At 70.5% G+C, this 15,126-nt stretch carries 12 protein-coding genes; 2 read left to right on the top strand and 10 right to left on the bottom strand.

Annotation, left to right across the window (positions count from 1 at the left end):
* The first annotated feature begins 66 nt into the window (after window positions 1-66).
* Window positions 67-516, top strand: coding sequence for an ester cyclase (locus AC27L4_RS14375; protein WP_487142886.1), 450 nt, complete (start codon window positions 67-69; stop codon window positions 514-516).
* A gap of 241 nt (window positions 517-757) precedes the next feature.
* Here AC27L4_RS14375 and AC27L4_RS14370 read toward each other — a convergent pair whose 3' ends face one another.
* The 3 genes from AC27L4_RS14370 to AC27L4_RS14360 form a co-directional block, all read right to left on the bottom strand.
* Window positions 758-1,486: an SDR family oxidoreductase gene (locus tag AC27L4_RS14370; RefSeq protein WP_487142885.1), complete on the bottom strand. Its 729-nt coding sequence runs from the start codon at window positions 1,484-1,486 to the stop codon at window positions 758-760.
* A 137-nt stretch (window positions 1,487-1,623) separates the two neighbouring features.
* Window positions 1,624-2,511, bottom strand: a complete 888-nt coding sequence (locus tag AC27L4_RS14365) for an EamA family transporter (RefSeq protein ID WP_487142884.1) — start codon at window positions 2,509-2,511, stop codon at window positions 1,624-1,626.
* 243 nt (window positions 2,512-2,754) lie between these two features.
* Window positions 2,755-3,138: a hypothetical protein gene (locus AC27L4_RS14360; RefSeq protein WP_487142883.1), complete on the bottom strand. Its 384-nt coding sequence runs from the start codon at window positions 3,136-3,138 to the stop codon at window positions 2,755-2,757.
* Window positions 3,139-3,445: 307 nt separating this feature from the next.
* Here AC27L4_RS14360 and AC27L4_RS14355 point away from each other — a divergent pair, with 307 nt between their 5' ends.
* Window positions 3,446-3,778, top strand: a complete 333-nt coding sequence (locus AC27L4_RS14355) for an antibiotic biosynthesis monooxygenase family protein (protein WP_487142882.1) — start codon at window positions 3,446-3,448, stop codon at window positions 3,776-3,778.
* A gap of 190 nt (window positions 3,779-3,968) precedes the next feature.
* Here AC27L4_RS14355 and AC27L4_RS14350 read toward each other — a convergent pair whose 3' ends face one another.
* From AC27L4_RS14350 to AC27L4_RS14320, 7 genes are all read right to left on the bottom strand, one after another.
* On the bottom strand, window positions 3,969-5,123 hold the full coding sequence (locus AC27L4_RS14350; RefSeq protein ID WP_487142881.1) for an IS4 family transposase: 1,155 nt from the start codon (window positions 5,121-5,123) through the stop codon (window positions 3,969-3,971).
* 186 nt (window positions 5,124-5,309) lie between these two features.
* Window positions 5,310-7,322: a CHASE2 domain-containing protein gene (locus AC27L4_RS14345; protein WP_487142880.1), complete on the bottom strand. Its 2,013-nt coding sequence runs from the start codon at window positions 7,320-7,322 to the stop codon at window positions 5,310-5,312.
* Window positions 7,323-7,325: 3 nt separating this feature from the next.
* Window positions 7,326-10,919 carry a TonB-dependent receptor domain-containing protein gene (locus AC27L4_RS14340; protein WP_487142879.1) on the bottom strand — a complete coding sequence of 1,198 codons (3,594 nt, stop codon included), beginning with the start codon at window positions 10,917-10,919 and terminating at the stop codon, window positions 7,326-7,328.
* Window positions 10,920-11,031: 112 nt separating this feature from the next.
* A complete protein-coding gene (locus AC27L4_RS14335; RefSeq protein ID WP_487142878.1) occupies window positions 11,032-12,159 on the bottom strand; it encodes a helix-turn-helix transcriptional regulator in 1,128 nt (375 codons plus the stop codon).
* Between the two features lie 136 nt (window positions 12,160-12,295).
* Window positions 12,296-13,105: an ABC transporter permease gene (locus tag AC27L4_RS14330; RefSeq protein WP_487142877.1), complete on the bottom strand. Its 810-nt coding sequence runs from the start codon at window positions 13,103-13,105 to the stop codon at window positions 12,296-12,298.
* Window positions 13,105-13,974 (bottom strand): ABC transporter permease, encoded by an 870-nt coding sequence (locus AC27L4_RS14325; RefSeq protein ID WP_487142876.1) that lies wholly within the window; start codon window positions 13,972-13,974, stop codon window positions 13,105-13,107. Before AC27L4_RS14325 ends, AC27L4_RS14330 begins: the two co-directional genes overlap by 1 nt.
* Window positions 13,971-15,074, bottom strand: coding sequence for an ABC transporter ATP-binding protein (locus AC27L4_RS14320; RefSeq protein ID WP_487142875.1), 1,104 nt, complete (start codon window positions 15,072-15,074; stop codon window positions 13,971-13,973). The genes AC27L4_RS14325 and AC27L4_RS14320 overlap by 4 nt, the downstream gene beginning before the upstream one ends.
* Between the last annotated feature and the right edge of the window lie 52 nt (window positions 15,075-15,126).

Below are 15,126 nucleotides of genomic sequence, written 5' to 3'. Positions count from 1 at the left end.
TGCTTCGTCTCGGTCGTCGAGAAAACCCGGCGATCCCTGCGAAGCAACTCAAGAGGACACACGCGCATGAGCAAGGAAGAAGACAACAAGGCTGTAGTCGCCCGCTGGTTCGCCGAATTCTGGGGCAAGGATGTCAATCTGTCTGTTGTCGACGACATCGCCGCGCCGGACATGCTGCTCAGATATTCGTTGCACGAGCCGCGGCGCGGCCATGACGACATCAAGGCCTTCATGACCGGCTTTCGCGCTGCATTCCCCGATCTCGGCTTCTGGGGCACGGCGGATCTGATCGCCGAAGGCGACTACGTCGTCGGCCAGTGGGAAGGGGGCGGCACCCATGCCGGGCCGGCCTTCGACGACTTCCTGGCCGGCGGCCTCCCTGCCGCGACGGGCCGCACGATGCACTTCACCGGCACAACGGTGCTGAAGGTGCTCGATGGCCGGATCGTGGAGGAAATCGGCCTCGACGATGGCGTGGCCGCCTTGACGCAGCTCGGCCTGATCAAGGCCGCCTGACCGGAACGGAGCTCGACCGACGAACGCGCTGACCCGCCGGGGGAGCCGCCGCGCCACCGGCCACGGGGCCGGTGACTCCGGTGGGGCACATCGCCACGAGGCTTCGGCGCGGCATGCCGATTGTCCGCTCGCCGCACTGCGACACCGGCGGAGGCCGCCCCACCCTCTCGCGGTTGGCGGGGGGCGGACGGCGAGAGGAGCGGCGCAGCGCGCCGGCCCCTCGCACCCGCCCGTCCAGGCCTCAAACGGCCGTGAAGCCGCCGTCGATCGGCAGGGAGACGCCGGTGATCATCGCCGCGCCCTCGCTCAGCAGGAAGACGATCGGCGCGGCGATCTCGTCCTCGGTCGCCCAGCGGCCGAGCGGCATCGTCTTGAGGAACGGGTCGCGGATCTGCGGCTGGCCCCAGTAGGCGGCCGACATCTCGGTCATCACGACCGTCGGATTGACGCTGTTGACGCGGATGCCGTACTTGCCGAGCTCGAGCGCCGACACGCGCGTGATGTTGTCGAGCGCCGCCTTGGACGAGCCGTAGGAGATGTGGCCGGGCAGGGCGACGAGCGAGGCCTGGCTCGAGACGTTGACGATCGCGCCGCCCTTGCCGAGCCGGACCATCGACTGGGACGTGTACTTGGTGACCAGCAGGGCGCCGCGGGCGTTGATCGCGATCACCTTGTCGAAGATGGCGATGTCGGTGTCCATCGGGGTGGCGATCTCGCCGCCGAAGCCGCCGCAATTGACCACGCCCCAGACGTCGAGGCCTTCGAGCGCGCTGCGGATGCTCTCGTCCGAGGTCAGGTCGAACGGCAGGGTGCGGCAGCCCGTCTCGGCCGCGAGCGCCTCGAGCTTGCCGCCGTCGCGGCCGCTGGCGATGACGTCGGCGCCGGCGGCGCGGAGCTGGCGGACGGTGGCGGCGCCGATGCCGCCGCTGGCGCCGGTGACGAGGATGGGACCCTTGTCGAAATCAGGCATGTCGGGATGTTTCCTTTCGTGTGGACCAGAGCGAAAACGTTATAGAGCATGGACGGCGTTCGGATGAGCCGGATAATGACGGAACGGCCGCGCATGCCGGATCCGTGCCGCCGGGGATCATGCCGGGCTTGGGCTGCCTACCGCGCCAGGACGACGATGGCCGCCAGCCCTACGGCGAGGCCGCAGACCTGGTTTCGGGTCGGCCGCTCGCGCAGGACCACCATGCCGATCAGCACGGTCACCGCGGCATAGAGGGAGAGGATGGCGACGGCGACGCCGACGAGGCCGTTGGCGGTGGCCGCGACGAAGGCGCAGGTGCCCAGCCCGTCGGCGATGCCGCCGGCGAGGGCCAGGATCACGCCGGCGGGGAGCCCGGCGGCGTCCGGCAGCGATGCGGGGGCGGCCGAGAGCCGCGTCGCCGCCAGCCAGGCCAGCGCGCCGGTGGCGGCGACGAAGCGCATGATCACCAGGGCGGTGACGCCGCCGTCCGGCGAGACGAAGCCGAGCGTCAGGTAGGAACTGCCGAAGAAGAGGCCCGCCGTGAGCCCGAGGACGGCCGAGAAGCGGAGCGACCCGGCCCGCGCGCCGTCCGATCCTCCGCCGAGCGCCACCAGCGCGGCCGCGACGGCGGCGAGGCCGATGCCGCCGAGGGCGCGGTATCCCGACCAGCCGACCGTGACGCCCTCGGCCAGCGCAACGAAGCTGATCGAGGTCAGGCATTCGACGGTGGCGACGACGGTGATGCGGCCATAGGCCAGGCCGCGGCCGAGAAAGACCCAGCCGAGGCTGAAGCACAGGCCCGACAGGGCGGCGAGCACCAGGTCCTGGCGGATCGCCGCCGCGGTAGAACGCAGGCCGGCGAAGGCGACGAGCAGGGCCAGGGCACAGGCGAAACCCGTGGCCTGGAACAGGCCGAGCGTCGAGCGCTCGCCGATCCGCACCGTGGCACGCCCGGCCAGGAAGGTGCTGGTGCCGTAGAACAGGGCGCAGGCGCAGGCCGACAGGATCGGATCGAGCCCCGACATCACAGCCGGTCCGCCGGCGGGCCGGGGGGCGGAACGACATCGGAGGCAATGGCGACGCGCATTCCAACCCCCATCGTCGTGGCGGCGGCATTTCCGATGCTGGTCGTTGTTTCCGAAGGATTGCCGCGGGGAGTTGTCTCCTCGCCCGGATGTACATTGGCATATAACGCAAGGTCATGCATGTAGCCGAGGTTACATGCTCCTTGAGCTGCACCATCCGGGTGCCCCGTATCGGGGGGAGCTTTACGCCGACACCGGACCCGGTCCGCGAAGGGACGAGCCTTCACGCGCGGCGCGTCGTCCGGGACGGCTGCGTGTCTGAAAGAACATCAGGCGAGCCGACGGAGAATCCCTGACGATGCTGATCTTCGACGTCTCTCGAAGTCTGGATCGAAACCGGGACGCCTTGCGGGCGCCCCAGACGCCCACGAAATATTCGCGCGAATCCTCATTCCTGAAGATGACGGCACCGCCGAAGGCCGCCGACACGCCGCCCTCGCCAAAGAGCCCGCCCCCGCCATAGGCGGCGATGACCCGGGCCAGCGGCGCCACGGATATGACGGTGTCGCCGGACGTTGCGAAGACCGGGCTGCGGAAGAGGTAGACCGGGCAGGCGGGCTCGTTCATGCGGAGAGCATAGGTCGCTCCCGCGAGCGGGCAAGGGGCGGGAGCGCGCCCGGCCGAGGCAGCGCCGGCAACCGGCGGCGGTTCCGAGGCGATGTCGTCCGCTGGCGGCGAGGCTCCCGGCGACGGCCAATCCCGGCATCGGCCAGGATCTGCCGTCAGGCCTGCTTCGAACGGACGCGCCGGAGCCGGTCGGTGCGGGTCGCAAGGGCCGGCAAGCCGATCCAATAACCCCTGAAATTGGTTTTCGAGGTTATTGACTAACTGTCAAAATCATATTTGATGGTTATGAGCTTGATGGAAGGAGCCGATGACCATGGCAACCGCCCCACAACCGACGATTGCCCGCATTTGGCGCGGCCGGACCGCGCCGGCGAGGGCGGACGACTATGAGCGCTATCTCTACGAGCACGGCATCGAGCCGCTGGCGAAGAAGGCGCTCGGCGTCGAGATGCTGCGGGAGGATCGTCCCGACCACAGCGAGTTCGTGACGATCTCGTATTGGGAGAGCGTCGCGGCGATGTCGCGCTTCGCCGGCACCGACCCGCGGCGGATCCATCACCTCGAGCGCGACGCCGAGTTCCTGCTCGAGCTGCCGGACGGGGTGCAGGTCCTCCGGATCGCCGCCAGCTTCGGCCGGTAAGGCGCCGTTCACGAACAAGCGATTCGACCTGGGCGTCATGGCCGGACTTGATCCGGCCATCTCGACGAGATCGCATGCGATCTCGTTAGGGAACGCGACAGATCAGGTAAGAGCACTTGTTCAGGTCGCCAATAGTATGACGCCGGAGGTGTCCGCGTGGATGGCCGGATCAAGTCCACGGCTGTCCGGTTCATGTTGGGAGTAAGTCCAGATGGAATTGGCGAGGGTCGCTTTTTGGGATGGTGGGCGGCTTGAGCAATTGGTCGATGCTGCGACGGTGCATGATGTTGGCGCGGACGAGCCTGGCGAAGGCGAGTGGGCTGTCGACGATTTTGACGGCGTCGTTGGCGATGCGCAGCAGCAGGTAGGCGATGAGGGCGACGGCGATCTGGATGCGCACGGCGTTCTCCGATTGCCCGATGAAGTGCTTGATGCGGAGGGTCTGCTTGACCCATCGGAAGAAGAGTTCGATGGCCCAGCGGCGCTTGTAGAGGTCGGCGATCTCCTGGGCTGGGGCGTCCAGGTCGTTGGTGAGGATGCGCAGTGTCTTGCCGTCATCGAGAACGACGCCGATCTCGCGCACGGGATCCTGGAAGGGGTTGATGCGCGTCGTCGTCAGGCGTTCGGGCAGGTGGCCGATCCGATCATAGAGCAGGGTCGATCCGGGCGGCAGAGGCTGTTCGGCGACCGGAGCCAGGGGCGTATTCTTCTTGAGCCGGGTGACGATCCGGCAGCCGGCTGTGTTCAGGCGCTCCCACCAACCGTAATGATAATAGCCGAGATCAAAGACATAAGTGGCGCCGGGCTCGATGGGCATGGCGTGCGCGGCCGTGATGTCGTTGACCTTGGCGGGCGTGACTTCAAGGTAGAGCGGCCGGTCGGCGTCCGGGTCGTAGATGATGTGCGCCTTGGCGCCGACGGCGCTGCGGGAGAAGCGTGCCCAGGCCGCAGCAATCCCCGACAGCCGCAGGCTCGTCGAGTCGATCAGGCGCACCACCTCGGCGCTCGACCGACGAAAGCCCCGGCTGGTCTGGGCCGCCATATGGGCGAACAGGCCCGAGAAGACCTCGTGCGTTCTCAGGGCGTTGGCGTCGGCCAAGGTCGAGCGCGACACCTGACGCACGCCCAGGTGATAGAGCCTGCCCGCGTGGCTGGACATCGCCGTTTCGATCTCGCGCAGCGAGGCGGCGCCGGAAAGCTGCGCGTAAAGCAGCGCCACAAACTGACTCTTGGTGCTCAGCCGCCGAACCCGGGCATCCGTTCCCTGTTCATCCACAAGCCGATCGAACACCGACCACGGCACATGCTTCAGAAGCCCGTGCAATACGCTATTGTGGTGACGCATGGCGTTGGCTCCTTCTCGTGTCCAAAACACCGGCAAGTGCTTGGAAACAAGTAGAATCAATGCCATGCAACCTGTCTACCAAAACCAACCGGACAGCCGTGGATCAAGTCCGGCCATGACGAACTGAGATGTCTCACCCAATTGACAACCGAAGCCCTTGTTCTCGGGCGATGTCTAAGGCCGGCCCTATCCCTGGTACGCCGCCTGCCAGCCGTCGCCGGGCGGGGCCTGACGCAGGGCGGCGATCCAGCCGAGCACGGCGGCGTAATAATCCTCCAGCTCGGGTGCCAGCGGCCGGCAGCGGGCGATGCCGGCCTCGGCGGCCTCCCAGTCCCGGGCGCGATAGGCGGCCAGCATGGCCTCGTGCGCGTGGCGGAACGCGGCGGCGTCGGCCGGCGGGGTGCGCAGCACCGTGAACACGGCGATCGGCTCGCTGCGCCCGCGCACCGCGACCTTGTCGAGCTCGACCACCCTCGCGCCGGTGCCGAGCCGGGCGGCGGTCTGCGGGCCGATCACCAGCGGCACGCCGTAGCGCTTCGACAGGCCCTCCAGCCGGGAGGCGAGGTTGACCGCATCGCCCAGGGCCGAATAGTCGAAGCGTCGGTCGGAGCCGAGATTGCCGACGACGCAGTCGCCGGTGTTGACGCCGATGCCGACGGCGAAGGCGAGCCCCGGAGCCTCGCGGGCGAGCTCGGCGTTGAGCGCGTCGAGCCGCGCCAGCATGGCGAGCGCGCAGGCCACCGCGTGGGCGGCATGATCGGCGTCGTCGAGCGGCGCGTTCCAGAACGCCATGACGCAGTCGCCGATATATTTGTCGATGGTCCCGCCATGCTCCAGCACGGCCTCGGACAGCGGGTTGAGCAGGCGATGGATCAGCGCCGTCAGGCGCTCCGGCCGGTCCTTCATCGTCTCGGCGAGGCCGGTGAAGCCGCGGACGTCGCAGAACAGGATCGACAATTCGCGCCGCTCGCCGCCGAGGCGCAGGCCGGACGGGTCGGCCGCCAGCCGCTCGACCAGGGCCGGCGCGAGGTAATGGGAGAAGGCGCGGGTGATCGCGTGGCGCTGCCGGCGCTCGCGGGCGAAGTCCCGCCCGCCGCGCCAGCCCGTCACCAGCACCGCGGCGAGCACGGGCAGCGAGGGCGGGACCCAGACGCGGCCGGTCCGCAGCAGCAGGAAGCTCGCCAGCACCAGGAGGAGAATGCCCAGGCCGGTGGATGCCGCCGCGCGCCAGGTGACGCTGGCATGGGTCAGCGCCGCCGCCGCGAGGGCGACCAGCGCGATGATGGCGATCAGCCCGGCCGCCGGCAGCGGCCGGATGAACAGGCCGGTGCGCAGATTGTCGAGGATGGTGGCCTGGATCTCGACGCCGGGCGTCAGCTGGCCCGTCCTCAGGCTGAAGGGGGTTGCGAAACTGTCGGGCGAGCCGGCGGCGATGGTCGCCGCGCTCTGCAGGCTGAGGCCGACCAGCACGGTGCGGCCGCGGAAATAGTCCTTGGGCAGGAACTCCGCCGGATCGAGCGCCTGGTAGTAGGAGACGGTCGGAAAGGTCCGGGCCGGGCCGAAAACCTGCAGCAGCGCCCCCTGCGGGATGGGCTGGCCCTCGCCGCGCCGTGCCAGCAAACTGGCGGCGAAGCCGTCGGGATAGGACGGGATGCGGCGCAGCGCGCCGTCGCGGTCGAGCGCCACGGCGACCACGCCGGCGGTCGCCCCGGTGGCGGTGAAGGCGGGCAGCGGCTCGATGCGCGAGACCTGCTCGGCCTGCGGCGTCTCGATCCGGGCCTCGTCCGCCGCGAGCACCACGTCCGGTCCGAGGGCGGCGGCGAGGGCGGCATCGGCCTCGGGCGTCGAGGGCTCGGAGAAGATGATGTCGAGGCCGATCACCCGGGCGCCGGCCTCGCGCAGGCTGCGGATCAGGCGGGCATGCAGGTCGCGCGGCCAGGGCCATTGCCGGCCGATCTCGGCGAAGGAGGGCTCGTCGATCGCCACCACCACCGCGCCCGGTTCGGCCGGCTGCGGCGGGGCCTGCGTCGACATCAGGTCGAACAGCTTGGCGTCGACCAGCCGCCAGGCCGGCAGCGCCAGCAGGGCGCAGCACAGCGCCGTCACCGCCGCCGCGACGCCCAGGCTGCGCAGCCAGGACCGCGCCCGTGCCGAGGACGGGCTCTGGGGCTGCGGTTCCGCGCGCCGGCTCCGGGCCATGCGTCAGAAGCGCAGCTTCATCGACCCCAGCACGGTGCGGCCCGGGGCCGGCGTGCCCGGCGCCAACTCGAAGTTGCGGTCGAACAGGTTGAGGATCGAGGCGTCGAAGGCCAGCCGCCGTTCGAACGGTTGCCAGCTGAAGGTCACGTCCGTGGTGGTGTAGGCGTCGAGCATCTCCGGCGCGAAGCCCAGGCGTACGCCGAGCCGTTCGCCGACGAAGGTCTGCGCCACGGTGAGCGTGATCAGCTCGGGGCTGACCCAGGTGAGGCCGACGCGGCCGAAGCGCTCGGGCAGGAAGGGGATGTCCCCGCCATATTGCGGGTCTTGACTCTCGTCCTGCCCGTTCGACCACGCCGCCAGGGCGAAGAGACCGAAGCCGCCGCCGAGCCAGAGATTGGCGGTGGCGGACAGGCGGTCGATGCGGGCGCTGCCGAGGGCCACTTCATCGAGGGACTGCGGCACCGACATGTTCACGCCCGAGAGGGCCTGGTGCTGGTATTCGACGGCTGTGAACAGGCGCGAGCCCCATTCGGCGTCCCAGCGCAGGATCGTTGAGTCGGCACGGCCGCCGACGTCGAGAGGCGCGAGGTTGGGCAGGAGGCCGAGCGTTGCCACCGGGCTCAGCGTGAAGGAGATCGGGAACTGGGTGTCGCGCCGATAGGCGGCCCTCAGCCAGTGCCCATCGAACGGCTCCACCGCAATGCCGACGCGGGGATCGAAATGGTTGATGTCCTGCGCGCCGCTTTGCTGGAAAGCGCCGTAGGCTCCCGCCTCGACCCGGACGTGTTCGCCGATCGGCGCCAGGACGTCGACATAGGCCCGGCTCATGCTGAGGGTCGCGGCACTCGTCAGCGTCCCGACACCGGATGTATCGATGTCCGCGACGCTGATCTCGGCACCGTAGCGGATCGTCGCCGGGCCGATGCCGTAGAGATGGCTGGCGGCCACGAGGCCGGTGGTCTGCTCGTCGCGCTGGCGAAAAGCCGAAAAGGGGACACCGAGAAAGGAGAACGATGCGGACTGGTTGTCGCGTCCGTAGCTGGCGACGGCGGCCGCAGTGAAGACGTTGCGATCCCCGAAGACATGGCCCCAACCCACTCCGGCGAGCGCCGACACGCCGGTGCGGTCGATGTCCACGTCGATGCCGGGAAACGTCGGGAGGTCGGTCTTCGGCAAGGACGGATCGGCCTTGTTCAGGAAGGAGAACAGCACGACATGGTCATAGGGCGTCGGGTTGGTCCCGACGAGCAGGGTGGCGCTGATCGCACTTTCCTCGTCGTTGTCGCGCCGGCCCGTGGTGTCGATGCCGCTGACGCTGGCATAGAAGGAGGTCGGCACCGGCAGATTGGCGAAGCCTTGCATCGTCGCGCCGGCGCTCCAGCCGAGCTTGCCGTCGCGCCAGACCAGGCCGCCGCCGATCTCGCTGTCGAGGAAGGGCCGGCGCACCAGGTCGATGTGGCGGTTGCGGCCGGCCACCGCCAGCGGGTCGAGCAGCAGGCCCTGCATGACGGAGGAGAAGGCATAGGCGTCGGTCTCCTCGCCGATGGCGGGAGAAAGCACCGAGGCCGGGATGACCAGCGGCGTGGCGCGGGCGTTGATGGCCTGGTCGAAATAGCCGGTCGCCTTGAACGGATCGAACACCACGTCGCCGTAATAGCGGCCCCAGGCGTCGAGCTCGAGCAGGCGGAAGGAGTCCGACAGGTACGAGCCGGCGTCCTTGGCCGCGGCCAGCGGCGCATAGGCGCCGCCGCGCGCCCGGATCTTGGCCAGGGCCGCGCGGGCGCTGGTGATGGCCTGGTCCGCCTCGAACCGGTCGAGCGAGATGGCGGTGCGCACCAGCGACACCACCGGGTCGTTCGGGTCGAGCCGTTCCGCGGCGTCGAGCTGCTGCAGGGCCGGCTCGACCTGGTCGGCCTGGTAGTAGCCCATGGCCAGCGCGAGGACGCCGTTGGAATAGGCGGGGTTGGCGACGGAGCCGGCAAGCAGGTTCTCCAGTGCCTTGTCGGTCTCGCCGGTCTGCAGGTAGTAGCGCCCGAGCGCGGTGTAGCCGAAGGCGAGGGACGGATCGAGCGTCATCACCGTGTCGATCTCGGCCCGGGCCTCCTCGACCCGGCTCTGGTCGAGCAGGAGGACGGCGTAGTTGGCGCGCGCCACCGGATTGTCGGGGGCGACCTCGATCGCCCGCCGGAAGGCCTGCTCGGCCTCGCGTTCGGCGTCGCGCTCGCTCTGGACCAGGCCGATGCCGTTCCACACGTCCGTGTCGCCGGGCGCGATCTCGGCCGCGCGGGTCAGGGCCGCGAGCGCTCCGTCGAGATCGCTCCTGGCGAAGAAGCGGACATAGGCGTCCGCCTGCAGGGCGAGCGGGTCGTCGGGGTCGATGACCATGGCGCGGGCCGCCGCCGCCTCGGCTTCCTGCCGCGAGTCGGTCAGGATGGCGAGCCGGGCGAGGGCCCCTGCGAGCACGATGTCGTTGGGATAGCGGGCCTGCGCCGCGCGGACGATGCCGAGCGCGGCTTCGTCGTCCTTGGTGAAGCCGGCGATCCAGGCCTGTGCGATCGCGCCGACGGGGCCGCGGGCAGCCTCGCCCGTCGGCAGGGCCGGCGCCTTGCCCGGGTCGGCGAGGGCGTCGGCGAAGGCGGCGCCGTAGAGGGCGCTGGCGCGTCGCGTCGGGTCGAGCCCGCCTCGCGCCGCTTGGCGGAACAGGGCGGCCGCCTCCTTCCAGCGCCGCTGCGCGGCGGTGACCAGGGCCTCGACCAGGTCGGCCCGCGCCCGCTGCGAGGCCGTCAGCCGTCCGGCGCGGGCCCGGGCGAGATCCCGGGCGGCGGCGACCCACCCGTCATAGGCGAGCCCGATCTCGGCCAGCCGCAGCCAGTCCTCGGCGCTGCGCCGGTCGGCGGGCTGTGCCAGGAGCCTGGCCCGCTCGTCGCGTTCGGCGCGGCGATTGCCCGAGGTCGCCGGCAGCCAGCCGAACGCATCGCGCAGCGAGAGATAGAACAGCATCTGCTCGCGGTCCTTCGGGCGGACCAGCACGACCTTGGTCGGCTTGCCGCCGAGGGTGGCGACCGCAGCCTCGCCCTCGTGCACCGTGACCGAGCCCTGCGCATTGACGAGCTCGACCGTGCCCTCCAGCACCATCAGCGAGGTCTTGTTGCCGTCGACCGTCAGGGACCAGTCGGTGCCGCGGATCGCCGCGGCGGCGGCCGGCGTGTCGATGGTCAGGCTGGCGCCGCCGCGGGCGGCGCGGGCCCAGACATTGCCTTGCGACAGCCCCAGCGCCGCCGGCCCGTTCGCCGCCACGTCCTTGACCACCAGCGTCGAGTTGCGGCCGACGCGGACCTGGGTCTGGTCGGCGAAGAGCAGGGCCAGGGTGCCGATGGCATTGGTGCGCAGCGTGTCGCCGCTGAGAAGATCCTGCCGCGCCTCGGCCGCGCGCCAGCCCGGCACGTGCACGGGCAGGAACTCCTCGCCGCCCTTGGCCGAGACGATCAGGCCGGCATGGGGCGTCGGCCGCGCCAGCGGCTCCGCGCCGGCTGTGCCGAGGCCGAGGAGGGGCAGGACCGAAGCGAGGAGGAGAAGCGGAGAGGGGGGACGTCGCAATCGCAGGGACTCGTTGGGGAAGGCCGCACTATTCCCGCTGGGTCAGCCGAAGGCAAGCAGGCGCGCACGCGTGGGCGGCGCAAGCCATGCCGGTGTGACCGGGCCGCCGCGGTCAGGGCCTGAGGGCGGCGCCGCCGAGCAGGCCGACCAGCTCGGCCTGGCGGGTGACGCCGGTCTTCTGGAAAATGCGCTTGAGGGTCGAGCGCACGGTCTGCTCGGCGATGCCGAGCTTCGTCGCCGCGTCGCGCGGGGGATGGCCGGCGGCGATCAGCGCCGCGAGCCTGGCCTCCGACGGTGTCAGGTCGAACAGGCCCTGCACCACGCTCGCCGTCGGCACCGCCGCGGGCACGACCGGCGTCGCCACCAGCATGAAGCGGGCCTTGGAGAAGATGTCGCGCGCTGTGCCGCGGATCGGCACGAGGTGCACGACCACGGCCGGCCGGTCCTCTCGTGCCGCCACGGGGATCGAGCTCACGCCGCCGGTCGCGGCCATGTCCGGGGTCGCCAGCGCCCGGAGGAGCAGCCGGTCGGCCGCGGGGTCGGCCAGCGCGAGCCGGGACGGCAGGTCGCGGACCGTGGCGGGCATCATCCCGACCAGCGGCGTGTTGGCCGCCATGGCCCGGCCGGCGCGGTCGAGCACCGCTGCCGGCAGGCCGATGATCTCCAGGGCGCGGGCGGCGGCCTCTGCGCGTTCCAGCTCCAGCCGCGCCGACAGCAGCGAGGCGCGGGCGAGATGCGGGCGCAGGCCGTCGAGGAAGGACAGGGCTGCGGGACCGAAGCTGCCCTCGGCGAAGGGACGCTCGCAATGGACGATCATGTCGTCGCCGCTCGGCGCATGGATGGCCGTCGCCGTGCCCGAGCCGTGGCCTTCCGGTATGAGGAAATCCTGGTAGAGCGGCTCCCGGCCGATCTCCGCCTCGGTCAGCAGGTCGCGGTCGGTGAGGAAGCCGGCCCGCCGCGCCGCCAGCAGGCGGCGGGTGCGGACATTGTCGGGGAAGCGCTCGAAATGGCCGAGCATCATCGCCTCGCATTCCGGAGAGGTCGTCACCCATCCCAGCGGCTCGGTGCCGCGGGTGGCAAGCAGGAGAGCGTGCCGCGCTCCGGCCGCAGCGGCGATGTCGTTGAGCACGCCGCGCCACTGTTCCGGCACCAGGGCCGCCTCGTAGATGCGGTCGACGAGGCCGTCCTCGGCCAGGTCCGGTGTCACGACGAAGGGTGCTGCTGGACCGGGCTGCAGCATGGGGGCGCGGCATCCTCCATGGCCGGCACCGCTGGGGCAGTCCGGCCGATTGTCATGCCTCCGATCGTACAAGCGGCCTGCCGGAAGGCAATCGTTCGAATATCGCACGGATCTGGAAAGTCTTGCCGATCCGCTCTCAATCTCCCTCTGCACCTGCCATGGCCCGGGCCGGCATCAGGAAGCGGACCGCGGCCAGGCACAGGGCGGTGGTGAAGAACAGCACCAGCGCCACCAGGGCGTTGATATCGGGCGTGAAGCCCAGGCGCATCATCGCCCAGAGCCGCACCGGCAGGGTGCTCTGGGTGCCGGTGACCAGCAGGGTGATCATGGTCTCATCGAAGGAAAGGGCGAAGGCGAGGATCGCCGCGCCGGCCATGGCGCCGGTGAGGTTGGGCAGAAGCACCAGGCGGAAGGTCTGCCAGCCGCTGGCGCCGAGGTCGTAGGAGGCCTCGACCAGGCTGGCGCTGAGCGACTGCAGCCGCGTCAGGATGGTGCGGTAGACCAGCGCCAGCACGAACACCGTGTGGCCGATGACGATGGTGACGAGCGAGCGGTCGAACTCGACCTCGCGGAAGAACACCAGGAGGGCGAGGCCGGTGATGATCGGCGGCATCAGGAAGGGCAGGAACAGCACGAACTGCAGGAACTCCCGCCCCTTGGCCGCGGGCGAGGCATAGTAAAGCGCCAGGCCGGTGCCGATGACGACGGAGAACACCACGGCGCCGGCGCCGACGACCAGCGTGGTGCCGAGGGCGTTGAGCACGCTGGCGTTGCCGGCCAGGGCCGAATAGGCGGCGAGGGTCGGCTGCGACCAGTCGACCGCGCCGCGGCTGACCGCGAAGAAGGACGAGAGGATCGGCACCATCAGCGGGCCGTAGAGCAGGACGAAGACCAGGACGGTCAGGCCTGCGAGCAGCGCCGTGGCGGCGTGGCCGGAGGCGCGCATCAGGCGCCTCCCTTCTGACGGCCGAAGCGACCGCCCAGGGCGATGGCCAGCATCACGGTGGCGGCGAGGATGACGGAGAGGGCGGCGCCGAACGGCCAGTTGAAGGCCGTCCCGAACTGGCTGTAGACGATGCGCCCGAAGGTGAAGCCGGACTGGCCGCCGACCATCTGCGGCGTCAGGAAGTCGCCGATCGCCAGCACGAAGACGAAGCTCATGGCCGAGGCCGCGCCGGGCAGGCTGAGCGGCACGGTGACGCGCCAGAAGGTCTGGGCGGCGCTGGCCCCGAGGTCGGCGGAGGCGTGGCGCAGGGCCTGTGGGATGCGCTCCAGCGACAGGAAGATCGGCAGCACCGCGAAGGGGATGAGCAGCACGGTCAGCGTCAGCAGCACGGCGTTGAGGTTGAACACGAACAGCATCGAGGGCTGGTCGATCAGGCCGAGGGCCATCAGCGCCCGGTTCAGCATGCCGTTGCCGCCGAGGATGGAGCGGACCGCGTAGATCTTGATGACGTAGCTCATCAGCAGCGGCACCAGCAGCAGCACCAGCAGGACGTAGCGGCGCCGGCCGCGCAGGGTCGTCAGGAAATAGGCGACGGGATAGGCGAGCAGCACGCACAGCACCGCCACGGCCAGGCACAGCAGGCAGGTGCGCCAGAAGATCGGCAGGAAGACCGGATCGGTGAAGAAGCGGGCATAGTTGGCCAGCGTCGGCGTGTAGACGATGTCGCCGCCCTCGACGCCGACGAAGCTGTAGGCCAGGAACAGCGTCATCGGCGCCAGGACGAAGCAGACCGGCACGGCATAGGCCGCGGCGGCGGCGATCCAGGGCGCGAGCCGGGCCGAGCCGGCCGGGAGGGAGCGGCCGCTCACGCCGGCACCAGCCGGCAGGCGGCGGCGGGAAAGGCGAGCGTCACCGCCTCGCCGGCGGCGAGCGCGACCCCGTCCGGCCGGCTCGGCAGGCGGGTGCGCAGCGACAGGCCGGGATCGCGGCCGGCCGTGGCGGTCGCCATGGTCGAGGCACCGGCGAAGGCGACCTGGGCGATGGTGGCGGCGATGCGGTTCTCGCCGGGCGCGGCCGCGCCGATGCCGATCGCCTCGGGCCGGCAGACCGCCAGCGCCCTGCTGCCGGCCGGGGCGGCGGCCAGGGCGGGCTGGCCCTCGATCGAGCACAGGATCGGGCCGACGCCGGTCTCGATCGTCCGCAACGCGCCGGCCGCCGCCGGGCCGAGGGTGCCGGGGATCAGGTTGTTCTCGCCGAAGAACCGGGCCACGAACTCGCAGGAGGGCCGGTAGTAGACCTCGTGCGGCGTGCCGATCTGCTGGATGCGGCCGGCGCTCATCACGCAGATGCGGTCGGCCATGGCGATCGCTTCTTCCTGGTCGTGGGTGACGAACAGGAAGGTGGTGCGGATCTCGGCCTGGATCGATTTCAGGAAGCTCTGCATCTGGCGGCGTAGCTCGACGTCGAGCGCGGCGAGCGGCTCGTCGAGCAGGATCAGCCGCGGGCGGCAGATGATGGCGCGGGCGAGCGCGACGCGCTGGCGCTGGCCGCCGGAAAGCTGGGAGGGGTAGCGCCCGCCGAGGCTGCCGAGCTGCACCAGGTCGAGCGCGTCCCTGACCCGGGCGGCGATCTCGGCCCGCGGCGTGCCGCGCACGGCGAGGCCGTAGCCGACATTGCCCGCCACGGTGAGGTGCGGGAACAGGGCGTAGTCCTGGAAGACGGTGTTGAACGGGCGCCGGTTGATCGGCACGCCGGCGATGTCGCGCCCGTCCAGCACGATCTCGCCGCCGGACGGGGCCGTGAAGCCGCCGATCAGGCGCAGCACCGTGGTCTTGCCCGAGCCGGACGGGCCGAGGATGGTGATGAACTCGCCGTCGCGGACGTCGAGGTCGATGCCGTGCAGGATCGACGTCGCCCCGTAGGACTTCGACAGGGACCGCAGACTGAGCAGGACGCCGGGCTCGGCCATCGTCACTCCGGACAAGGGGTCATGGGACGGGGGGACTGCCGGCGCGACGTCG

The sequence above is a fragment of the Labrys sp. Lb11 genome (assembly GCF_057554225.1).
This window is presented reverse-complemented; position numbering and strand designations above follow the sequence as displayed.

Excerpts from the sequence above, each read along its gene's own strand:
- AC27L4_RS14365 (WP_487142884.1), bottom strand. The coding sequence starts at position 2,511 with ATGTCGGGGCTCGATCCGATCCTGTCGGCCTGCGCCTGCGCCCTGTTC.
- AC27L4_RS14375 (WP_487142886.1), top strand. The coding sequence starts at position 67 with ATGAGCAAGGAAGAAGACAACAAGGCTGTAGTCGCCCGCTGGTTCGCC.
- AC27L4_RS14360 (WP_487142883.1), bottom strand. The coding sequence starts at position 3,138 with ATGAACGAGCCCGCCTGCCCGGTCTACCTCTTCCGCAGCCCGGTCTTC.
- AC27L4_RS14345 (WP_487142880.1), bottom strand. The coding sequence starts at position 7,322 with ATGGCCCGGAGCCGGCGCGCGGAACCGCAGCCCCAGAGCCCGTCCTCG.
- AC27L4_RS14370 (WP_487142885.1), bottom strand. The coding sequence starts at position 1,486 with ATGCCTGATTTCGACAAGGGTCCCATCCTCGTCACCGGCGCCAGCGGC.
- AC27L4_RS14350 (WP_487142881.1), bottom strand. The coding sequence starts at position 5,123 with ATGCGTCACCACAATAGCGTATTGCACGGGCTTCTGAAGCATGTGCCG.
- AC27L4_RS14355 (WP_487142882.1), top strand. The coding sequence starts at position 3,446 with ATGACCATGGCAACCGCCCCACAACCGACGATTGCCCGCATTTGGCGC.
- AC27L4_RS14330 (WP_487142877.1), bottom strand. The coding sequence starts at position 13,105 with ATGCGCGCCTCCGGCCACGCCGCCACGGCGCTGCTCGCAGGCCTGACC.
- AC27L4_RS14335 (WP_487142878.1), bottom strand. The coding sequence starts at position 12,159 with ATGCTGCAGCCCGGTCCAGCAGCACCCTTCGTCGTGACACCGGACCTG.
- AC27L4_RS14320 (WP_487142875.1), bottom strand. The coding sequence starts at position 15,074 with ATGGCCGAGCCCGGCGTCCTGCTCAGTCTGCGGTCCCTGTCGAAGTCC.